Raw genomic sequence first — 21,283 nt, forward strand, 5'->3', positions numbered from 1 at the left:
TTATGTAAAAACTTTTCAATAGATGAAACGCAATTACTGCTTCATTTATTGCGCGAGTGAGGGAAATTTATCGCGCGTGGCATCAATCGGATCACCAATTTTAGTCCCCGTACCATGAGCTTCTATGTAACCAATGTCAGTAGCTGTGACCCCTGCCTGATACCATGCTGCCGTAATCACCTCGGTTTGTGCGATGCTGCTAGGTGCAGTGATACCATTGCTACGGCCACCGTCATGATTAATCGCACTCCCTCGTATGACAGCATGGATAACATCATTATCTTGATGCGCACGACTCAACCGTTTAAGCAGGACAAAACCTCCTCCTTCACCAAATCCAGCACCATCAGCCATTGCGTCGAAAGGACGGCATCGATCTGTCGTTGACTCAACCCCTAACCCACCTGAGTTCTCACTACGCTGAGGCAAAGCGCCTAAAACAAGTTCACAACCTCCTACCAGAGCAAAATCAGCCTCCCCAGTCAGAATTTTGTTCCGTGCTTCATGAAGTGCGACCAAAAATGATGAACATCCCGTATCTATGGCATAAACTGGGCCACGCAGATCAAGCAAATACGCAATACGACCCGCTGAAAAAGCATGTAAGCTGCCGATAAAAGCAAACGGATTGGCTTTCCCCTGTACCGATAACGACTGAAAAAGATCTGGATGCGGCCCGCCATGCGCAGCAACAAGTACTGCTGTACGCGCATTTGATAAGTCTTTCAGAATGTATCCCGCATTAACAATCGCCTCAGTAGCCAGTTGAAGCCCTATGCGTTGTCTGGGATCGATATATTCAGCTTCACTTAGTGCAATACCAAAATAATGGTGATCGAACCCTGTAATTTCATCAAGCCATCCCCCCTCTTTTTCATTGCCTGTAAGAACCTGCCCCGTATTAGCTACCCGACTTTCAGGTATTGGGCGAATGCAGTCCCGACCGTCAACCAGAATATCAATCAACTCACACCAATTTGAACATTGTGGTAATCGAAAAGAAACGCCAATTATGGCGACCGCATCATCTGAATATAGTGTCGTCACAACTGTACCACCTTAGTTTTATTGGGAGCTGTACTCTCGCCACCGAGCATTTTGGCTAAAGACTCAATGGATGGATATTTAAATAGTTGGGCAATAGTGAGATTTGGAAAGTGGCGACGTAATCGCCCAAAAACCACTAACGACTTGAATGAATCACCTCCTAATTCTAGGAATTTAGCCTGCATATCAATATCATCACGCTTAAGCACTTCACGCCAAATATCTAAGATAAGCTTTTCTATGTCATTATGAGGAACAGTAACATCAGAAGAAATCGATTTAACAGTATTAACAGAGGCCTGCAAACGCGCTATATCAAGCTTTCCATTAGCATTAACAAGGATTTTATCAATATTGTAGATTCTGGACGGAATATGACTGGCCGGTAATCGGGTAGCTAAGTTTGCAAATAGTTCATTTTCTCTCGCAGTACCCACAACATAAGCAACCAGTTCGTCAATCTGGTGAAACTCAGATTTTACACTTGTAACAACAACCTGCTTAATCCCAGGTTCAGCAAGCAAAGCATTCTCAATCTCTTTAGGTTGGATTCGATATCCACGAATTTTGAGCTGGCGATCCACGCGCCCGATAAATAAATAGTTGCCTTGCTCGTTTTGTTTAACCAAATCACCACTGGCATAAAATCTACGCCCAGAGATATCGACAAAGTGAGTTTCTGTCAGATCTTTATCCCCATGATATTCTCTGGCCAACGCACGCCCCCCTATATATAGTTGCCCCACTTCCCCGGGGGAAACTGGTCGCTTGGTGTCGTCCAGCACAGCTATTTCAACGCCATTTAAGGGCTTACCGATTGGAATTGTGTCGTTGCCTAGGGGTGTTCCATTCAGCTGATGCATTAATACACCAATAGTCGTTTCCGAAGGACCATAGTGATTAAATATTCTCAGATTGGGGTTTGCTGCAAATAAAGTTTTAGCAAGTGCCGAAGTTAGTTCTTCCCCGCCAATAATAAGTACTTTTTCAGGTAGTAATTCCGCAAGATTACCTTCCCTGGATAACATCTCTAGTTGCGAAGGCGTGCATTTCAACATTTCAATTGAAAATTTACTTATATGCTTAGCGAGCGTGATTGGGTCCAGCATCATTTCTCGATTGATAAGCTCAAGGGTACGACCTGTTAGCAGAGCACCGAAAATAGACGTATTACCAAATTAGTCTGAAATACTTGCTGCCAAGTTAAGTCAAACCCAGTGTTATAACGTCGTTCATATAAAACGCCTTTACTTTTAAATTCTTCACGGGTTTTATTCGAGAGGCGTTGGAGCACTTTTCTATAGTCTGCCAATGTTGTCTGACCACCAGAATCAGCAGCTTTTTGTGACCACAGCCATAAATATTTTGGCCAAGTACGTCGGTAAGACATTTCATTATGCAAAGGTATTCGTTGATCAGCAGGGTACTCTGTAGAAGTGAATACCCGATCATTGACTTTAGTACGTGGTGTTGATGGTTCTTCATAATCCAATATTTCAGGAGTTGCACTTAGTGCTGCTTCTCTGAATGCAATAACATCTTCAATGTTGAACCCACGAAAAAGTAAGGCACCATGATTATTAAGCTTTTTTTTACACTCGTTCCAGTTATTACTAAGCCAGGAATGCAGTGTGATACCACTATTTGGAGAGTAAATCGTGTAAGGTAGCATTATCATATTAATCCTATTTAAAATGGATTAGCTAAACTGCCTACATCATTCATTTTCCAAAGTTATTGATTAAGTAAATTACCAAAACTAAAAAGAGCAGTAGGAATTTGAAATATATGAAACTATTTCAACATCCTTGAAATATATATCCAAATTATTTGGATATGTAGGTTTTAGAATTCGTAAACGGTTAGTAATCCCAAACGCTAGCTAGTGAACGCTAATACTCTGGTGAAATTACATTTAATAAGTTGATCCATTGCTGTTATGAATATCTTATTACATAAATCAGAAAGACTCAATACTCCAACGAAATTGAGATGGATAAAATTGCCGTTTGTCTCAGTCGCTTTATCCTGAATTTTTCTTATAAGAGTAAGTATGTTAAATTAAATAGTTAATAATCTGTATAGTTTTATAGGTTGAAAAACTATTACCGACATTATTGTCAGATTTATTTTCCATATTTTAAAAAGAGACAGCGTGACTGAAAACGTTTTTTTAGCACCTTTAATGCATTTATATAACCAACCTAACAATTTAAAACCACTAATATAAAGAGATTAAAATTTCATATAAAAGGCAGATTTAAATCAATAAATACATTTTTCAGAAAAATAGTAAATTGCATTTAATAGAAATCTCTTAAACATTAAATGAGAGTCGAGAATAAATCATAGATAAAAATAATATAATCTAAATAAGCTCATATTAAAGTGTTTTCTCGCCGTTATTTTACGAATAAAACCATGAAAAAATAGGCGTTTCTCTCCGAAAAAAGGATAAATGAAAATTTTAATGATTTTAATACTGAATTTCTTTCCTAAAACATGGGGATTTTATTTACCTGTTAGAGTTAATAGTTTCACTTATTAGAGGTGGTTGGGATGACAGAATTTAAAGCATGTATTTCTTCACTTTCACACTTATATTCATCCTCATCTTGTCAAGTTAAATCAGATTTGGGTATGGGGCTTCGTTCTGTTACTCAGTTTTAAGCATTATAAAAATCCGAGCCTTTAAAGGGCTTAAGTCTATGGTGTTATCCCATCAGAGATGATTTTAGCCATTATGATGCAGGAATATAATGGCTGATGCGTTGCTCTTATCCAACATTTTGCTATTATGCAACTGATGTGGCTTTTTTTTACACAATGATGTTATACTCAAGTTGGAAACTCTGTCCGTTAAATACCGATGTAACAATTTTTTATTTTAAGAATATTAAAGGAAATTTCACGATGACACATAAAAGATACAAGCCCTCTTGGGAAGGCTATATGGGGGATTTTCTAACAGGTAATGTTGGGATTAATCAGTTAAAATCTGAACACCAGTCCTTTGATGCTATTGGTCTTGAGAAACAGTTAAACGAGAATACAACGCATATTGCGTTACTATCCTTAGAGGAAGCGAAAAATGTTTTAGAGGATATTGATTCTCCAAAACCAAAAAGCCCATTTATAAAGGAAGTGTTTTCGATTACCGATCCTATATCTATCACCCTATGCAGGTAATATACATGATGCTTCTGACTTTATAAATGTAGTAGGAGAATTTAAAAAATTAGGGATTAAAGCCACAGAGTATGTTGGTAAAAATGGGCAAAGATATATTAAAATCTCAGGTCATTCAGGGCTTAGAAAAATCATCACCGCTTCAAGATACAGTGCTTCTAACATGAAGATGATCTCTATGGGGATAGGGCAACAGGGAATAAATAGTGGCATAGTTAAGGGAATTAAATTCAATATCTTATTCTCAGCAGCTTATCGAGCGGTTGAATATATGTTTAAGGATGAATACACACTGGCTGATTTCTTAGGCAATATTGCAGTAGATATGGCTAAGGCGGCTGGCGGCTTTTGCTTCTTGGGTTACAGGTGCTTTTCTTTCAGCTTTATTTGTGGCAGGTGCCAGTGTAATTGTTGTAGCTGGTGCAATGCTTATTGTAGGTATTTTAACGACAGACATACTTGATACGGTAGATAAAAAATTTAAAATTAGTGAAACTGTGATTAATCGGATCAAAAAAGAAATGGAGAGAAAATCAAGAACACCAGAAGCTAATTTCAATCAACTTCTTCATAACTGGGGGAGTTATGGTAAATAAAAAAAAGATTATGCACATCATCGGCGCTTTTGCTATTTTTATTTTAGCGCTATCAGGTTTCTTTTTAACTGGGGAAAATCTAATTTCTTTAATCAAAATGGATGAGAAAATAACATTCTCAGGTCCTGTTTATATAATATTTTTTTCTTTTCCTTTTCTTTCATATCTTATAGTTTCTGTTATCTTCCTTAATATAAAAAATCGTTGTCCAAAATATCACGATAATTTTATTAACTGTTTTGGGATGATAGCTATTATTTCATTTTTTTTAAGCTTCCCCCTATCTTTCTATGTGGATTATAAATTAAAAAGTGAGAATTATTTGGTATGTAAAAGAATATCCTGGACATCACCTAATACCTATGTAAAAGATATTAAGCTATGTAATTAATATTATTTTTTAATTTATTCATAACTGGGGAAATTATGGTAAACAAAAGAAGAAACTGAACACTCCAAATTAAACTTACTTTACACTGTTTTAATCGGTCTGGTTTACGAAATGTAGCCTGATACTAAAATCAATGGCAACAACCTGACAGCCCTTTGAACTGTTTGCTCTCCATCTCCCCCCAATACTAAAAGTTCTCTTTACTCTCAATTAGTATTCAGGAAGGAGAATTCCGCAGATTTGTTAAACTCAGATAATCCGATGTTTCTCTAATTGAACCTGCCGCGCAGCCTCACGAGCTATACGTCTCTTACGTGCATCACAAGGTTCTGGACAATCACATACTTTCTCCACACCAATACTGCTTAAACCACCACAGCTCCCTTGTATGCTCTTACGTTTAATCATATAGCCCAACGACATTCCCGCAAAAGCCAGCAGGAAAAAGACGAAGGCTGCAATAAATACTTTCAGCACTGTCTTCCCCTTCTCATTGATTTTTCTGTAGGTATGGCTCAAAGGCTTTACTGTAACGCTCTTCAAAACCATTTTTCGTTTTTATAATCATAAAAACCGGGATACTCAGATTTTCCGCCACTTCCATTCCTTTTTCCGGCCCTAAAACATTCAGTCCAGTAGAAAGCCCATCAGCACTCATACAAGCTGGAGCAATCACCGTAATGGAAACTAAATTATGAGAAATAGGGTTCCCCGTTTTTGGATCAATCGTATGTGAATAGCGCACACCATCTTGTTCAAAGTAATTACGGTAATCGCCAGAAGTCGCTATCGACATATTTCCAGGCATTATGACTTCTTGAGCATTTTGTGCCATGCCAGTATCAGATGGCTTTTCAATCGCAATCCGCCACGGCAGATCTTTACCATTATTACCTGATGTACGAACTTCACCGCCAATATCAACCATATAATCTCTGATATTCTGCGACTCCAGATATTCAGCAACAACATCTACGCCATAACCTTTAGCAATAGACGATAAATCGACATACAGCTCTGGAACAGTTTTAATCAGGTTATTACCTTCTACCACCAGTTTATCAATCCCAGTCCATTCACGACGTTTTTCCAGTTCACTTGCAGAAGGCGCTTTCGTCACGTGCCCCTCAGGACCAAACCCCCATAAATTAACCAATGGGCCAACCGTCACATCCAACGCGCCATCCGTCAATTTATTAATATAGATCGCCTCTTTAACTACTTTGGCTGTCGCAGGTGATACAGGGAATGGCCGATCAATTTGGCGACTTTGATTAAAACGACTCAATTCAGAATCAGGGCGATATGTGGACATCTGGTCGTTAATCTCCTCCAGCAAACGATCAATCTCTTTTTGCAGAGCTTCTGGCAAAGGAGCCGACGAACCTGTGACAAATTTAATGGAATAGTAAGTCCCCATCGTTTGCCCACGAATATTTTTCTGCTCCAGACCATCGCATGCCGCCAGCAGCAGTACTGCAAATATTAACGCTATCCAGCTACTTATCTTTTTACGCACAGTTAATTACTCTATTCCGAATTGTTAGCGCCCACAAAGTTGTGGGCGCCAGCCAGTCATTAAAATCAAACTATTTATGGCCTATCAGCCGCCGAAATCATCCAACATGATGTTTTCATCCTCAACACCAAGATCTTTCAGCATCTTGATAACCGCGGCATTCATGACCGGAGGCCCACACATGTAGAACTCACAATCTTCAGGAGCTGGATGATCCCTCAAATAGTTCTCATACAGAACATTATGGATAAAACCAGTATAACCATCCCAGTTGTCTTCAGGCAGCGCATCGGATAGGGCTACATTCCAGGTAAAGTTTTCATTTTCAGCCGCTAGCTGATCAAAATCCTCGGTATAGAACATTTCACGTTTAGAACGGGCGCCATACCAGAAGCTAATCTTACGTTTGGAATTCAATCGCTTAAGCTGGTCAAAAATATGAGAGCGCATTGGCGCCATACCTGCGCCACCACCAATGAAGATCATTTCCGCATCAGTATCTTTCGCGAAAAATTCACCGAACGGGCCAGAAATAGTCACTTTATCACCGGGTTTCAGTGACCAAATATAAGAAGACATAATTCCAGGAGGCGCTTCCGAATTTCTTGGCGGCGGCGTCGCAATACGAACGTTAAGCATGATAATACCGTGCTCTTCTGGGTAGTTCGCCATTGAGTAAGCACGAACTGTTGGCTCTTTCACCTCAGAAACAAAGCGGAATAAATTAAATTTATCCCAGTCCTCACGGTATTCCTCCGGCACATCATAATCCGCATAACGAGCAGTATGTGGCTGAGATTCAATCTGAATATAGCCGCCGGCACGGAAAGGCACGACTTCTCCATCAGGGATCTTCAATTTCAGCTCTTTAATGAAAGTTGCTTTGTTATCGTTGGAAATAACTTCACATTCCCATTTCTTAACACCGAATATCTCTTCCGGTAGCTTAATTTTCAGGTCCTGTTTTACGTTGACCTGACAAGCCAGACGGCAACCCTCTTTCGCTTCACGCTTACTAATGTGAGAAAGTTCTGTTGGCAGAATGTCGCCACCGCCATCTTTAATCTTTACGCGGCACTGACCACAAGAGCCGCCGCCGCCACAAGCAGAAGAGACAAAAATACCCTGGCTTGACAACATATTTAGTAATTTATCACCGGCAGGAGCAGTAAAGCTCTTTTCCGGATCGCCATTAACTTCAACCCTAATATCCCCAGTGTTAACTAACTTCGATTTTGCGAACAAAATCAGCGCCGTCAGTACCAACACAATTAGGGTAAACATCACTACGCCTAAAATTATTATATCCATGAACGCTTCTCGCCTTTATAACTGCACACCAGAGAAGGACATAAAGCCCAATGCCATCAAACCCGTAGTGACAAAGGTGATCCCCAATCCTTTCAGACCTGCCGGAACATCAGCATATTTCATTTTTTCACGGATAGAAGCCAGCAGAACAATTGCCAACATCCAACCTATACCTGAACCAAAACCATATACGATGGATTCGGAAAAGTTATAGTCACGCTGCGCCATGAAAGAAACGCCGCCAAAAATCGCACAGTTAACGGTAATCAATGGTAAAAAAATGCCGAGCGCGTTATAGAGTGAAGGGAAATAACGATCAAGGATCATTTCAAGAATCTGCACCAACGCAGCAATCACGCCAATAAACGTAATAAAGTTCAGGAAACTGAGATCAACCCCTTCAACCAATGCACCGTCACGCAGCACCAAGTTATACACAAGGTTATTAGCAGGAACCGAGATCCCTAAAACCACCGTGACGGCAATACCCAGACCAAACGCAGTTGTGACATTTTTCGATACTGCCAAAAAAGTGCACATACCGAGGAAGAAAGCCAACGCCATATTCTCAATAAAGACAGCGCGGACAAACAGGCTTATAAAATGTTCCATGTTGTCAGTTACTCCTTATCAACCTGCGCCGGTTTCAACGTCCTCAGACCCCAAATCAGCATACCAATAATGAAAAACGCGCTAGGTGCTAGCAGGAACAAACCATTAGGCTGATACCAACCACCATTTTGTACCGATTCCATCACAGTAATTCCGAACAGTTTGCCGGAACCAAACAACTCACGCAGGAAACCAACCATGACCAGAATAACGCCGTAACCCAGACCATTACCGATACCATCCATAAAGCTCTCAATAGGTGGAGACTTCATCGCATAGGCTTCCGCTCGCCCCATCACGATACAGTTAGTAATGATAAGGCCAACAAATACAGACAATTGCTTGGAAATTTCATAAGCATAAGCCTGCAAAATCTGATCTACCACGATAACCAGTGATGCAATAATAGCCATCTGGACAATGATTCGCACACTGCCAGGGATGTAATGACGGATCAGCGAGATAAAAAAGCTGGAAAAGGCAGTAACCAATGTTACCGCGATTGTCATTACCAATGCGGTTTCCAGCTTGGTTGTTACCGCCAATGCTGAACAGATCCCCAGAACCTGCAATGCGATCGGGTTGTTATCCAAGAGCGGCCCAAGAAGGACTCTCTTTATTTCTTTACTATCAGCCATCTTTCAACGCTCCTTCGCGTACTTTTTTCAGGAACGGACCAAAACCGTTATCCCCTAACCAGAAATTAAACATATTCTGGACACCGGCAGAGGTGAGAGTCGCACCAGACAAGCCATCAACACCATAAACGTCATCGGCAGCAGCGCCGCCACGAACAATTCTGATCGCCGGATTGCCTTCATCGTTATACAGTTTTTTACCTATCCACTTTTTACGCCATTGTGGGTTATCCACTTCTCCCCCCAACCCCGGTGTTTCACCGTGCGAATAATAAGTGATGCCACGGGCCGTTTTGCCGTCTACATCAACGGAGATGAAAGCATACATGACAGACCACAGGCCAGAACCATAAATAGGCAGCACGATTTCGCGCGTTTTACCCTGCTCATTCTTCACCAGATAGATTTCAGCCACATTGGCGCGACGGCGGATTTTCGCCAAATCCTTTTCAGGCGGTAATGCAATACTGGTATCATCACTGCGCAACGCATCGTTCAGGTTAAACTTGCCCTGACTGCTTTCAAGCGTTGCAGTATCCAGGTTCAACAACTCAGTTTTAATACGGCTTTTAAACGTTTCTTTAACTTCATCGGCACTCATCTGGGGATTGAGTAGTCCAGCAACATCGAGGATATTACGCTGTTTATCCATCAATTTTTGTTCTTGTTGCTGAGATTTCAGCCCTACCGCAGAACCTGCTACAACAATTGAACAAACCAGACATAGCACAAAAACAACGATAAATGTTCTGCCGACGCTGTCATTATTTTTGGGTTTATCATTAGCCACGGGCTTTTCTCCGCTTAATATTGGCTTGCACTACCAGATAATCAAACAATGGCGCAAACAGGTTTGCGAACAGAATCGCCAACATCATACCTTCTGGGTATGCCGGGTTAACCACCCTGATCAGAACACACATCACACCAATCAGAATGCCGTACCACCATTTACCTTTATTAGTAAATGAAGCGGATACCGGATCTGTCGCCATAAAGAGCATACCAAAAGCGAAACCACCCAGAACCATATGCCAATACCAAGGCATAGCAAACAATGGGTTAGTCGCTGAACCGATAACATTAAATAGGTAGGAAGTTGCAACCATACCCAACATTACCCCGGCGACAATGCGCCATGAAGCAATACGGGTAAACAGAATAATTGCACCACCGATGAAAATCATCAGCGTAGAGACTTCACCAATCGAACCAGGAATATTGCCAATGAAAGCATCCATCCAAGTAACAGGCTGGCCGGTAACGGTATTCACCAATCCCTGACTACCACCAGCCGCCCATTGAGACAACGGGGTCGCGCCAGAGAAGCCATCAGCCGCAGTCCATACCAAGTCACCTGAAATTTGCGCCGGATAAGCAAAGAACAGAAAAGCGCGGCCTGCCAGTGCCGGGTTCAGGAAGTTACGGCCTGTACCACCGAAAACCTCTTTCGCAATTACAACACCGAATGTAATGCCCAGCGCCGCTTGCCACAGAGGAATAGTTGGCGGAACAATCAACGCAAACAAAATAGAAGTAACAAAAAAACCTTCGTTAATTTCATGTTTACGGATAATGGCAAACAGTACTTCCCAGAAGCCGCCAACCACAAATACAACGATGTAAATAGGTAAAAAGTAAGTTGCGCCAAGCAACATTTCGCTACACCAGCTAGCGCCTGGCGTCAGTGATGCACCGAAAAACTGAGCAACACGATAGTGCCAATCAGATGCCAGAATTTGCTGTAATTCTGCGCCACTGTATAAATGGTACAACGCAGGGATCGCCTGCTGACCAACGTTATACATTCCCCAGAACATTGCCGGAAATACCGCCAGCCATACCATGATCATCATACGCTTTAGATCGATGGCATCACGGACATGGGCACGGCCGGAAGTGACTGTACCTGGTGTATAGAAAATCGTCGTTACCGCTTCGTACAGCGGATAATATTTTTCTAATTTGCCCCCAGGCTCAAAGTGGCGCTCAATTTTTTCAAAATAGTTTTTCAGGCCCATGAAATCATCCTTCCTGCTCAATCTTAGTCAGCACTTCACGCAGTACCGGACCATATTCATATTTGCCAGGACAGACATAGGTACAAAGCGCCAAGTCTTCCTCATCTAACTCCAGACAACCCAGTGCCTGAGCGCTATCGGTATCTCCCGCCAGCAGATCTCGCAGCAAATGCGTTGCCATGATGTCCAAAGGCATAACACGCTCATAGTTACCAATTGGCACCATAGAACGTTCACCGCCATTCATTGCCGTTGAAAAAGCAAAACGCTTATTTTTCAGGAAATGACCAATGGTGGTGCGGGTAATGGAAAATTTATCGATACCCGGCATAATCCAACCAAATAGCTCTTTTTCGCGACCTTCACACAAAACAGAGACCAAAGTGTGGAAACGACCAAGATAGTGATGAACTTCATCCGACTGAGTACCGCACAATACGGAACCTGAAATAATACGGTTTTCACCCTCTTTAAGCTGCTCCTGAGTTAACTCAAGCAGATCAGCCCCCAAGCAGGTACGTATAAGACGTGGTTTCTCAACCTGTGGACCGGCCAACGCAATGACCCGATCCGTATAAAGTGTACCGGTAGTGAATAATTTACCGATAGCAATCACATCCTGATATCCCAAATGCCATACCGTTTTTGTCGCACTCGCGGGTTCAATAAAGTGAATGTGAGTGCCAACTAATCCCGCAGGATGCGGACCAGAGAACTGATTATAAGTGATTTGTGCATTATTCCCGACATTCGGCAAGCTCCCTGCACTATGGCAAACATGGACTTTACCTTCGGTTAATTTAGTCAGCACATTCAGACCATCAACAAAAGCCTCCTCCTCAGTAGCAATAATAACCTGTGGATTTGCAGCCAGAGGCTGAGTATCCATAGCAGTTACAAAAATTGCTTTTGGCGAGGAGCCGGGAGCAGGACTTCGGCTGTAAGGGCGGGTACGCAGTGCAGTCCATAACCCGGAATCGATCAGATTCTTTTCCACTTGTTCTCGGGATAACTGAGAAAGTTGGGAACGATCATAACGGTCAAAATCAACCTGTTCGTCTCCCGTTATCTCAATCACAATTGACTGCAAAATACGTTGTTCACCACGATTAATCGCCACAACCTGCCCACAGGCCGGACTGGTGAAAACCACACCTGGATTCTTTTTATCTTCAAAAAGAATCTGGCCCTTCTTAACATGCTCACCTTCCTTAACCAACATAGAAGGACGCATTCCAACATACTCTTCACCCAACAATGCTACATGGCGAATCGTCGGACCGTCTTCTATTACTTGAGCAGGCGCTCCTGCAATCGGGAGGTCGAGTCCTTTTTTAATTTTAATCATAAGATTTGCACAAGTTTATCAATTAAATCATATGCTACAGATTACCTGGCGGTAACATAGCCACTCTATAAAAAAACCCTTAAGTCACGAATCGCGCCCAGGTTATAATTCTCCGATAATTGTTACGATTTTCTTTAATCTCCGAGCGGTAATTTTAACATCTCCCTTCTTGAACTGTCTGACTAATCAAGTGATTTAGTTCAAGCAAACAGGAATAATTTTGGCGCTGAACCATTAACAGTTCGCAAAAAACGAATTATTATATCACCTTTACCGACAATCGATTATATTTTAACCTAATAATCATTTTGTAGGGCAAAGTTATCATCGTCATTCTTTATTCACAAAGTCGATGACTCATGGCAATCTTAAGCTAAATTTTTAGTCAGCCCGCTACATCGCTATTATGGTAGTCACATGAAAAAAACTGCGGCTTTTCCTGCAATAATATTGTTGTTATTGAGTTCATTCACTCCTATCTATGCTCAGGATACTTTAGTTCAATTGACGCAAAATTCTCCTTCGCAGACCGGCTCTCCTGTCTTTATCCAAATATTCAAAGAAGAGCGGATACTGGAGCTTTATACTAAAAATAGTCATGGAAGCTACCAACTATCCAAAAGCTACCCCATCTGTAATTACTCTGGCGGCCTTGGTCCCAAAACCACAGAAGGCGACCTGAAAAGCCCTGAAGGCTTCTATCGTGTAAAAACCCATCAACTCAATCCAAATAGTCGGTATTACCGATCTATTAATCTCGGATTTCCAAATGAATACGATAAATTCAGAGGCTATTCCGGCAATTATTTAATGATCCACGGAGAGTGTAAGTCTGTCGGTTGCTACGCTATGACTAATGGTTACATGGATGAGATCTACTATTATGTAGAAAGTGCATTATTGCGCGGGCAATATGAAATTAATATCAGTATTTATCCATTCAAAATGACACCACAGAATATGCTACGCCACCGTTCATCCTCCCATTATATGTTTTGGCTACAATTACAACCGGCCTATGAGTATTTTGCAAAAAATCATCGGCCAGCAACGATCAACGTCATTAACGGTCAATATGTAATTAATGCTACACCTGACAAATCACCACTTTTGCAACATCAATCACAATACGCGTTCACCAAGATGAAATAGCGCATAGCAACCCGGCTCAATACGATTCCAGGCTTCATTACCAGTTAACGGTTGGGTCACAATAACAGAAACAACATCGTCCGGCTGTGTATGCTGTTGAAAATCAATTTCAACATCCTGATCCAGAAGTTTTGCTTTTCCAAACGGCGCCCGACGGGTGATCCAATAGAGGTTGGTTGAGCAATATGCCATCACAAAACGCCCATCTGACAGCAACATATTGAATACGCCTTTTTTGCTAAGTTCGTCTGCTAGTGAGGCGATAAAACGAAAAACCTGAGGCCAGTTGGAGGGAGTTCTTGGATATTTTTGTGAAAGTTGATGTAAAATCCAGCAAAAAGCATGTTCACTATCCGTTTGCCCAACGGGACGATACTGACCAGTTTCAAGCTGCCGATAGCCTCTAAGCTGCCCATTATGGGCATAAGTCCAGTTACGTCCCCACATCTCGCGAATGAAAGGATGAGTATTTTCCAACGCAACATTACCGCGGTTAGCCTGTCGAATATGAGAAACCACCACTCTGGATTTAATCGGGTACTCTTGTACGAAGCGAGCAACGGGCGAATTGTAACTTGGTTGATGATCTTTAAATGTGCGACAGCCCCGCCCCTCATAAAATGTGATCCCCCATCCATCCTTATGGGGCCCGGTATGACCACCCCGTTGAATCAGACCACCTAAACTAAAGCAGATATCTGTTGGCACATTTGCACTCATGCCAAGTAACTCACACATTGCCCACCTCTGTAGCCTATAAAATCAGGCTTTAACCATCTCTTTTTCGATAAGTTGAATCAGGATATGAATAACTTTGATATGAATTTCCTGAATACGATCTGCATAACCAAAATGCGGAACACGGATTTCCACATCAGCGGTTCCTGCCATTTTACCGCCATCCTTGCCTGTCAACGTAATAACTTTCATGCCTTTTAAACGGGCAGCTTCAACGGCTTTAATAATATTACCGGAATTACCGGAAGTAGAGAGACCCAATAATACATCTCCCTCTTTCCCAACGGCTTCCACATAACGCGAAAAAACAAATTCATACCCGAAATCATTACTGACGCAGGAAAGGTGGCTGACATCAGAAATCGCAATCGCCGGATAGCCAGGACGATTTTCGCGGTAACGGCCTGTCAATTCTTCTGCAAAATGCATCGCATCACAATGCGAACCCCCATTACCGCAGGACAGTACCTTGCCACCCGCTTTAAATGAATCAGCCAGTAATACTGCTGCTTTTTGAATTGCTTCAATATTTGCATCGTCGCTTAAAAACTTTGCCAGCGTATCCGCGGCTTCATTCAATTCACTACGGATCAGGTCTTGATACATAGGCTCCTCACTTCGGTCAGGTAATCTTTAATGTTGTGCCGGATGGCAGTTTACCGGATCAAGAGAATTGAAAGAAGACAACATCTCGTTTCTGGAGATTTAATCCGCTGCCGATCACCACGAGTTTGTGAGCTACATTGTAATTAAGATGTAAAGATATTGCTAAAAACGATTTCCTGGTCTAAAAAGAGAAGAACACCACAACAGGTCCGACCTCTGATGACTTACCTGACCCTGAGATTAACCAGGAGCTTTTATTATGACCACATTGAGTATTATTCTATTCTTAGTATTGATTGGGATACTTTGCTATCACAAAGTCAATCTCAGTCTCAGCAGCCTACTGCTCCTTGTCTATACCGTCTTGATGGGCGCTATTGATGCATGGAGCTACTGGATGTTGTTACCAATGGCCATTATTCTGTTCCCACTGAATTTTGCGCCAATGCGCCACTCCTTACTGACTGTTCCGGCCCTAAAAGCCTTCCGTAAGGTGATGCCAAGTCTATCTCGCACGGAAAAAGAAGCTCTTGACGCAGGTACTACCTGGTGGGAAGGTGAACTGTTCCGCGGTAAACCCGACTGGAAAAAACTACATGATTATCCAAAGCCTCAGTTAACCGCCGAAGAACAAGCATTTCTGGATGGCCCGGTAGAAGAAGCTTGCCGTATGACCAATGATTTCCAGATAAGCCATGAACTTGCTGATTTACCGCCTGAGTTATGGCGTTACCTGAAAGAGCACCGTTTCTTTGCCATGATCATTAAAAAAGAGTATGGCGGTCTGGAATTCTCAGCCTATGCACAGGCACGAGTGCTGCAAAAATTGGCGGGAACATCCGGCATTCTGGCAATCACCGTAGGTGTACCTAACTCTCTCGGCCCTGGTGAATTGTTACAGCATTATGGCACCGAAGAGCAGAAGAACCGCTATCTACCTGGGCTTGCCCGTGGTGAAGAGATCCCATGTTTCGCATTGACCAGCCCGGAAGCTGGCTCTGATGCCGGATCAATCCCTGATACAGGCGTAGTCTGTATGGGAGAATGGCAAGGTGAGCAAATTCTGGGTATGCGCCTGACCTGGAACAAACGCTATATCACACTTGCACCTATCGCGACCGTACTCGGTCTGGCTTTCAAACTGTCTGACCCTGACCGTTTATTGGGCGACAAAGAAGAATTGGGTATTACCTGTGCATTGATTCCAACCAATGTACCGGGAGTAGAAATTGGTCACCGTCATTTCCCACTGAACGTTCCGTTCCAGAATGGCCCAACTCGCGGTAAAGATATCTTTGTCCCCATCGACTATATCATTGGCGGGCCCAAAATGGCCGGACAAGGCTGGCGTATGCTGGTTGAGTGTCTGTCTGTCGGCCGTGGTATCACTCTGCCGTCAAATGCAACCGGCGGTTTGAAAAGTGTTGCGATGGCGATTGGCGCATACTCTTATATCCGTCGCCAATTCAAAATGCCAATCGGTAAAATGGAAGGGATTGAAGAACCGCTGGCACGCATTGCCGGTAACGCCTATTTGATGGATGCCGCTGCAACGCTTGCAACAACCGGTATTATGCTAGGTGAAAAACCCTCTGTGTTATCCGCTATCGTGAAATATCACTGTACTCACCGAGGCCAACGCTCAATTATTGACGCAATGGACATTGCCGGTGGTAAAGGTATTTGCCTTGGTCCATCCAACTTCCTTGCTCGCGCTTATCAAGGCGCGCCTATCGCTATTACCGTTGAAGGCGCCAATATTCTGACCCGTAACATGATTATCTACGGTCAGGGAGCTATCCGCTGCCATCCTTATGTCCTTGATGAAATGGCTGCGGCGGAAAATAACCGTATTAAAGACTTTGATAAGGCACTGTTTAGTCATCTTGGTCACGTCGCTAGCAACATGTTACGCAGCTTCTGGCTTGGCTTAACCAATGGCCGAACCAGCAGCACGCCGGTCAATGATGCAACACGCCGTTACTATCAGCAATTAAACCGCCTGAGTGCCAACCTTGCGCTATTATCAGATGTGGCAATGGGTGTATTAGGTGGTAGCCTGAAACGTCGTGAACGTGTCTCAGCCCGTCTTGGAGATGTTCTGAGTCAAACTTATCTGGCTTCCGCGACGTTGAAACGCTATGAAGATGAAGGTCGTCAAAAAGAAGATTTGCCGCTAGTTCAGTGGGCCGTTCAAGATAGTTTGTATCAGGCAGAGCAGGCGATAGATAATTTACTGAGTAACTTCCCGAATCGTCTGGTTGCCGGTCTGATGCGTGCTATTGTTTTCCCTCTAGGACGTGTACATTCAGCGCCATCCGACCATCTGGATCACAAACTGGCCCAGATCTTACAACAACCGTCTGCTACCCGTGATCGCATTGGCCGAGGTCAATATCTGACACCAAGCGAGCACAATCCTCACGGACTATTGGAAGAAGCGCTGCACGATATTATCGCCGCAGAACCGATCCATGCCCGTTTGAGTCGCGAAGCAGGTAAACGCCTCGGCTTTACTCGCCTAGATAAGCTGGCAGAACGCGCACTCGCAGAACGTAAGATCACGCCAGACGAGGCCGCAATTCTAAAACGCGCTGAAGCAAGCCGTCTACGTTCTATTAATGTCGATGAGTTTGAACCAGAAGCATTGGCTGTTCCTGCCCACATTGAAAAGCGGAGAACAGAAGCCGCTTAAAACTAATGATTTAAAGAGAGTTAAACACTAAATTAATCATGGGGCGATATCTTAACAAATATCGCCCCGTATTTTATGACTTAGATGTAGAAGCAAAGGATACCTCTTCCAATGCTAACAACTCTTCAATTGTTTGACGGCGGCGAATTAATTGAGGGTGACCATTAACAAACAACACTTCAGAGATCAACGGACGACTATTGTAATTGGAGGACATTGACGCACCATAGGCGCCAGTATCATGAAAAACTAAATAGTCGCCAATTTGAACAGGCGGCAACGCCCTTGGAGCAATCCCCCCGCCCTCAACCTGCGTAAAGATATCACCGGATTCACATAACGGCCCCGCAACTAACGTTTCCCGCAATGGCAATTGCTCAATCTTACGTCCATCAGCAGGCAAAACTGAGATATGGTGATAACTGCCATACATTACTGGACGCATTAGGTCATTAAACCCCGCATCCACCAGAACATAATTACGATTCCCCATCTGTTTAATCGCCCGAACTTCTGTCATCAGAACGCCAGATTCCGCCACCAAAAAACGCCCCGGCTCAATTTCTAACTCAACTTTATGACCTAAATGCTGCTCAATTCTTTTACGAGCATCATTCCACAACCCAAAATAATGAGCGATATTGATTCGCTCATCTCCCTGATGATAAGGAGTCGATAAACCACCGCCGGCTGAAATTGCCTGAATATCTTCGCCACAAAGAATAACCTGTTCAACCATCGCATTGCACACACTGGCAAGGTGATGATAATCAACACCAGAACCGATATGCATATGTAAACCAAGCAATTTCAATCCATAGTGGCGGATTTTCTCAATTGCCTGCGGCAGATCCTGATACCAAATACCATGTTTACTGTTTTCCCCTCCTGTATTCGTCTTCTGGCTATGACCATGACCAAACCCAGGATTAATCCGCAACCATACCGGATGCCCTTGTTTACATTGACCAATCTGTTCCAACATATCGATAGAACCCGCATTAACCGGAATATCCAATTCGGTTACTCTTTGCAACGTCGGCCCATCGATTAAATCAGCAGTGAAAACAATATCTGCTATTTCTTGCCCTGGACAAAATCCAGCCCGCAAAGCACGCTCAATTTCCCCGAGCGAAACGGCATCAACTTTCACACCATACTCACGCATCAGCCGCAAAATATGAATATTAGAACAAGCCTTCTGAGCAAACCTAATTACATCAAATTGATATAATGATTTGATTTTTTGAATAATTGTTTCACTATCGTAAACCCATAATGGAGTACCATATGTCTCTGGTAGGAGACTCAAATTCTCTGGTATCAAATTAGGACAATTATTGCGGGTAAAAGCGCTCATCAGGGTTCCTCTCACAAAGTCGGCAAATAACCCATTATTGGCAGTAAAAAGCAGGAATAAAAATATCCATTTCGTTATAGTCTATTCATCTGTGATATAGAATTATCATTTGAAGGAACAATTTATGTCTTCTTGTTCATGGCGCCATATTGAAATCTTCCATGCGGTAATGACGACAAAAAACCTGACAGAAGCGGCTATTTTATTACAAACATCACAACCAACCGTCAGTCGTGAATTAGCCCGATTCGAGCATCTAATAAAATTCAAACTATTTGACCGAGTAAAAGGTCGCCTACATCCGACAGCACAGGGATTGCGCCTTTTTGAAGAAGTTCAGCGCTCTTATTATGGACTTGAAAGAATAATGAATGCGGCTGATAACATACGTAAGTTTCAACATGCTCAGCTTTCCATCGCCTGCCTGCCGGTATTTTCTCAATCGCTGTTACCGAAAGTTTGCCGCCACTTCACCCGTCAATACCCTGATACTAATTTAACAATCATTCCACAGGAATCACCGCTACTGGAAGAGTGGCTCTCCGCTCAACGCCATGATCTAGGTCTAACAGAGCATTTGCAGACACCACCGGGTACACGGAGAGAAACACTAATCACGCTAAATGAAATTTGCGTATTACCCGCCGCTCATCCTCTCAGTCATAAACCGTTATTGACTCCCGAAGATTTCAGCGAACAAAACTTTATTAGCCTTTCGATAACGGATAGCTATCGTCAACTCATTGATGGAATATTCGCAGAACACCGTATTCGCCGCCGCATGATTATGGAAACTCACAGTGCGGCATCAGTATGTGCAATGGTGCGCGAAGGCATTGGTGTCTCTATTGTCAACCCACTGACCGTACTTGATTATCTGGACAGCCACGGCAAATCTGAAATATGCGCTCGCCCATTCAGTCTCAACATTCCCTTTACTGTCAGCCTGATAAAGCCCATTCACCGCCCTTCTTCTGCCCCAGTGGATACTTTTATTGAACACTTAAAAGCACAAATTGCCCTGTTTCCTCAAAAACTAAAGTCAGCTTTTCAGCATTAACGCTTGCCAGTATGGAGAAGAAGCAAACCATTGCACCAGGAAATCCAGTAATGCCCTCAGCGTTGCTGGCATATTTTGACGGCTGGCATAAATACCATAAATTCCCATAGCCTGAGGTCGATATTCTGGCAACAACTGAATCAATTTTCCTGATGCTAAGTGTGAAGCAACAGAATAATAGGGTTGCATGGCAATTCCCGCGCCTTGTAATGTTGCTTCCATTAACACCATCGATTCATTAGCACTCAAAGTACCACTAACAGGAACAGAATATTTTTCCCCTCGACGTTCGAATAACCAAAGACTTTTGCCAAAAAAGTTATAAGTCATACAGTTATGCAGGGCTAAATCAGCAGGCTTTTGAGGGAGCATTTTTCCCATCAGGTAAGAAGGGGCAGCGCAAACCACAGAATGACATGTCGATAACGGTCTGGCGATCAAATTCGGTTCTAGGTTATTCGTAATGCGTAACGCTAAATCTATCCGCTCCTCGACCAAATTTATTGCCTTATTGCTCATTTGCATATCAATGGCTATCTGAGGATAAAGCTGCATAAATTCAGGAATCGCCACAGACAATGCGCTCACCGCCAAAGATTGAGAACTGCTTATTCGCAGAAGACCACTCAGCTCCTGCGCTGCTACTGGTTGATGAACCGGAATCTCTTCCGCCAATTGCAATAATTTACGACTGCGCTGATAGGCGATCTCTCCTGCCGATGTCAGGCTGATCTTTCTCGTTGTACGATGTAACAGACGTACTCCCGCCCATTTTTCCATTTCAGCCAGATATCGGGATACCATTGCCCGCGACATATCTAACCGTTCCGATGCGGCAATCATGCTGCCTTGTTCTACAATTATAGTGAACACTTGCGCAGCAGTGACTCTATCCATCAATTAGCTCGATTTATGCAACAAATAATTGCCAATTATGCGGTTTTTTCATCGAAAAACGCAACTTATTATGAACCTTGCTATACACAACATCAGGAATTCA

Annotated in this window: 21 protein-coding genes; 6 read left to right on the forward strand and 15 right to left on the reverse strand. The window is 42.9% G+C overall.

The window, feature by feature from the left end:
- Window positions 1-45: 45 nt before the first annotated feature.
- From TI10_RS09835 to TI10_RS09845, 3 genes are read right to left on the reverse strand one after another with little or no spacing between them, the layout of a single operon-like run.
- On the reverse strand, window positions 46-1,047 hold the full coding sequence (locus TI10_RS09835) for a beta-ketoacyl [acyl carrier protein] synthase domain-containing protein (protein ID WP_049583129.1): 1,002 nt from the start codon (window positions 1,045-1,047) through the stop codon (window positions 46-48).
- Window positions 1,044-2,156 carry a non-ribosomal peptide synthetase gene (locus TI10_RS09840; RefSeq protein ID WP_049583130.1) on the reverse strand — a complete coding sequence of 371 codons (1,113 nt, stop codon included), beginning with the start codon at window positions 2,154-2,156 and terminating at the stop codon, window positions 1,044-1,046. The genes TI10_RS09835 and TI10_RS09840 overlap by 4 nt, the downstream gene beginning before the upstream one ends.
- 35 nt (window positions 2,157-2,191) lie before the next feature.
- Complete coding sequence (locus TI10_RS09845) at window positions 2,192-2,725, reverse strand: TauD/TfdA family dioxygenase (RefSeq protein WP_080985017.1); 534 nt, start codon at window positions 2,723-2,725, stop codon at window positions 2,192-2,194.
- Between the two features lie 1,235 nt (window positions 2,726-3,960).
- Here TI10_RS09845 and TI10_RS26465 point away from each other — a divergent pair.
- The 3 genes from TI10_RS26465 (at window position 3,961) to TI10_RS09860 (ending at window position 5,223) form a co-directional block, all read left to right on the forward strand.
- Window positions 3,961-4,236 (forward strand): hypothetical protein, encoded by a 276-nt coding sequence (locus TI10_RS26465; RefSeq protein WP_049583131.1) that lies wholly within the window; start codon window positions 3,961-3,963, stop codon window positions 4,234-4,236.
- Between the two features lie 389 nt (window positions 4,237-4,625).
- Window positions 4,626-4,832 carry a hypothetical protein gene (locus TI10_RS26470; RefSeq protein WP_049583133.1) on the forward strand — a complete coding sequence of 69 codons (207 nt, stop codon included), beginning with the start codon at window positions 4,626-4,628 and terminating at the stop codon, window positions 4,830-4,832.
- On the forward strand, window positions 4,822-5,223 hold the full coding sequence (locus TI10_RS09860) for a DUF1240 domain-containing protein (protein WP_049583134.1): 402 nt from the start codon (window positions 4,822-4,824) through the stop codon (window positions 5,221-5,223). Before TI10_RS26470 ends, TI10_RS09860 begins: the two co-directional genes overlap by 11 nt.
- A gap of 249 nt (window positions 5,224-5,472) precedes the next feature.
- Here TI10_RS09860 and nqrM read toward each other — a convergent pair whose 3' ends face one another.
- The 8 genes from nqrM to TI10_RS09900 form a co-directional block, all read right to left on the reverse strand.
- Window positions 5,473-5,700: a (Na+)-NQR maturation NqrM gene (gene nqrM / locus TI10_RS09865; protein ID WP_049583135.1), complete on the reverse strand. Its 228-nt coding sequence runs from the start codon at window positions 5,698-5,700 to the stop codon at window positions 5,473-5,475.
- A 13-nt stretch (window positions 5,701-5,713) separates the two neighbouring features.
- Window positions 5,714-6,742 (reverse strand): FAD:protein FMN transferase, encoded by a 1,029-nt coding sequence (locus TI10_RS09870; protein ID WP_049583136.1) that lies wholly within the window; start codon window positions 6,740-6,742, stop codon window positions 5,714-5,716.
- An 84-nt stretch (window positions 6,743-6,826) separates the two neighbouring features.
- Entirely contained in the window at window positions 6,827-8,053 is a 1,227-nt protein-coding gene (gene nqrF / locus TI10_RS09875; RefSeq protein ID WP_049583137.1) for an NADH:ubiquinone reductase (Na(+)-transporting) subunit F, read from the reverse strand.
- A 15-nt stretch (window positions 8,054-8,068) separates the two neighbouring features.
- Window positions 8,069-8,665, reverse strand: coding sequence for an NADH:ubiquinone reductase (Na(+)-transporting) subunit E (gene nqrE, locus TI10_RS09880; RefSeq protein WP_011145527.1), 597 nt, complete (start codon window positions 8,663-8,665; stop codon window positions 8,069-8,071).
- 8 nt (window positions 8,666-8,673) lie between these two features.
- Window positions 8,674-9,303 carry an NADH:ubiquinone reductase (Na(+)-transporting) subunit D gene (locus TI10_RS09885; RefSeq protein WP_049583138.1) on the reverse strand — a complete coding sequence of 210 codons (630 nt, stop codon included), beginning with the start codon at window positions 9,301-9,303 and terminating at the stop codon, window positions 8,674-8,676.
- Complete coding sequence (locus TI10_RS09890) at window positions 9,296-10,093, reverse strand: Na(+)-translocating NADH-quinone reductase subunit C (protein ID WP_049583139.1); 798 nt, start codon at window positions 10,091-10,093, stop codon at window positions 9,296-9,298. The genes TI10_RS09885 and TI10_RS09890 overlap by 8 nt, the downstream gene beginning before the upstream one ends.
- Window positions 10,086-11,324 (reverse strand): NADH:ubiquinone reductase (Na(+)-transporting) subunit B, encoded by a 1,239-nt coding sequence (locus TI10_RS09895; protein WP_049583140.1) that lies wholly within the window; start codon window positions 11,322-11,324, stop codon window positions 10,086-10,088. Before TI10_RS09895 ends, TI10_RS09890 begins: the two co-directional genes overlap by 8 nt.
- Window positions 11,325-11,328: 4 nt before the next feature.
- Complete coding sequence (locus tag TI10_RS09900) at window positions 11,329-12,672, reverse strand: Na(+)-translocating NADH-quinone reductase subunit A (protein ID WP_049583141.1); 1,344 nt, start codon at window positions 12,670-12,672, stop codon at window positions 11,329-11,331.
- A 417-nt stretch (window positions 12,673-13,089) separates the two neighbouring features.
- On the opposite strand from TI10_RS09900, the gene TI10_RS09905 reads away from it, so the two are divergent.
- Window positions 13,090-13,824, forward strand: coding sequence for a L,D-transpeptidase family protein (locus TI10_RS09905; protein WP_053093439.1), 735 nt, complete (start codon window positions 13,090-13,092; stop codon window positions 13,822-13,824).
- On the opposite strand, the gene TI10_RS09910 is transcribed toward TI10_RS09905, so the two are convergent.
- Both TI10_RS09910 and lpcA read right to left on the reverse strand, forming a co-directional pair.
- Complete coding sequence (locus TI10_RS09910; protein WP_049583142.1) at window positions 13,795-14,562, reverse strand: class II glutamine amidotransferase; 768 nt, start codon at window positions 14,560-14,562, stop codon at window positions 13,795-13,797. The two genes, TI10_RS09905 and TI10_RS09910, sit on opposite strands and share 30 nt — an antisense overlap.
- Window positions 14,563-14,586: 24 nt before the next feature.
- Entirely contained in the window at window positions 14,587-15,168 is a 582-nt protein-coding gene (lpcA, locus tag TI10_RS09915; protein WP_049583143.1) for a D-sedoheptulose 7-phosphate isomerase, read from the reverse strand.
- A gap of 259 nt (window positions 15,169-15,427) precedes the next feature.
- Here lpcA and fadE point away from each other — a divergent pair, with 259 nt between their 5' ends.
- The gene (fadE, locus tag TI10_RS09920) at window positions 15,428-17,863 is read left to right on the forward strand and encodes an acyl-CoA dehydrogenase FadE (RefSeq protein WP_049583144.1); all 2,436 of its coding nucleotides are present in this window, start codon (window positions 15,428-15,430) and stop codon (window positions 17,861-17,863) included.
- Window positions 17,864-17,936: 73 nt separating this feature from the next.
- Here fadE and lysA read toward each other — a convergent pair whose 3' ends face one another.
- A complete protein-coding gene (gene lysA, locus TI10_RS09925) occupies window positions 17,937-19,223 on the reverse strand; it encodes a diaminopimelate decarboxylase (protein WP_049583145.1) in 1,287 nt (428 codons plus the stop codon).
- A gap of 124 nt (window positions 19,224-19,347) precedes the next feature.
- Here lysA and TI10_RS09930 point away from each other — a divergent pair, with 124 nt between their 5' ends.
- Window positions 19,348-20,283: a LysR family transcriptional regulator gene (locus tag TI10_RS09930; RefSeq protein WP_049583146.1), complete on the forward strand. Its 936-nt coding sequence runs from the start codon at window positions 19,348-19,350 to the stop codon at window positions 20,281-20,283.
- Here TI10_RS09930 and TI10_RS09935 read toward each other — a convergent pair.
- On the reverse strand, window positions 20,266-21,180 hold the full coding sequence (locus TI10_RS09935; RefSeq protein WP_049583147.1) for a LysR family transcriptional regulator: 915 nt from the start codon (window positions 21,178-21,180) through the stop codon (window positions 20,266-20,268). The genes TI10_RS09930 and TI10_RS09935 overlap by 18 nt on opposite strands.
- Window positions 21,181-21,283 lie beyond the last annotated feature (103 nt).

Source organism: Photorhabdus luminescens subsp. luminescens, assembly GCF_001083805.1.
GTDB lineage: Bacteria > Pseudomonadota > Gammaproteobacteria > Enterobacterales > Enterobacteriaceae > Photorhabdus > Photorhabdus luminescens.

Bases quoted from the DNA above. Each gene is read 5' to 3' on its own strand.
- TI10_RS09895 (WP_049583140.1), bottom strand. From the start codon at position 11,324: ATGGGCCTGAAAAACTATTTTGAAAAAATTGAGCGCCACTTTGAGCCT.
- TI10_RS26465 (WP_049583131.1), top strand. From the start codon at position 3,961: ATGACACATAAAAGATACAAGCCCTCTTGGGAAGGCTATATGGGGGAT.
- TI10_RS09840 (WP_049583130.1), bottom strand. From the start codon at position 2,156: ATGCTGGACCCAATCACGCTCGCTAAGCATATAAGTAAATTTTCAATT.
- nqrE (WP_011145527.1), bottom strand. From the start codon at position 8,665: ATGGAACATTTTATAAGCCTGTTTGTCCGCGCTGTCTTTATTGAGAAT.
- TI10_RS09935 (WP_049583147.1), bottom strand. From the start codon at position 21,180: ATGGATAGAGTCACTGCTGCGCAAGTGTTCACTATAATTGTAGAACAA.
- lpcA (WP_049583143.1), bottom strand. From the start codon at position 15,168: ATGTATCAAGACCTGATCCGTAGTGAATTGAATGAAGCCGCGGATACG.
- TI10_RS09905 (WP_053093439.1), top strand. From the start codon at position 13,090: ATGAAAAAAACTGCGGCTTTTCCTGCAATAATATTGTTGTTATTGAGT.
- TI10_RS09860 (WP_049583134.1), top strand. From the start codon at position 4,822: ATGGTAAATAAAAAAAAGATTATGCACATCATCGGCGCTTTTGCTATT.
- TI10_RS09845 (WP_080985017.1), bottom strand. From the start codon at position 2,725: ATGATAATGCTACCTTACACGATTTACTCTCCAAATAGTGGTATCACA.
- TI10_RS09910 (WP_049583142.1), bottom strand. From the start codon at position 14,562: ATGTGTGAGTTACTTGGCATGAGTGCAAATGTGCCAACAGATATCTGC.
- TI10_RS09930 (WP_049583146.1), top strand. From the start codon at position 19,348: ATGTCTTCTTGTTCATGGCGCCATATTGAAATCTTCCATGCGGTAATG.
- fadE (WP_049583144.1), top strand. From the start codon at position 15,428: ATGACCACATTGAGTATTATTCTATTCTTAGTATTGATTGGGATACTT.
- lysA (WP_049583145.1), bottom strand. From the start codon at position 19,223: ATGAGCGCTTTTACCCGCAATAATTGTCCTAATTTGATACCAGAGAAT.
- nqrF (WP_049583137.1), bottom strand. From the start codon at position 8,053: ATGGATATAATAATTTTAGGCGTAGTGATGTTTACCCTAATTGTGTTG.
- TI10_RS09900 (WP_049583141.1), bottom strand. From the start codon at position 12,672: ATGATTAAAATTAAAAAAGGACTCGACCTCCCGATTGCAGGAGCGCCT.
- TI10_RS09885 (WP_049583138.1), bottom strand. From the start codon at position 9,303: ATGGCTGATAGTAAAGAAATAAAGAGAGTCCTTCTTGGGCCGCTCTTG.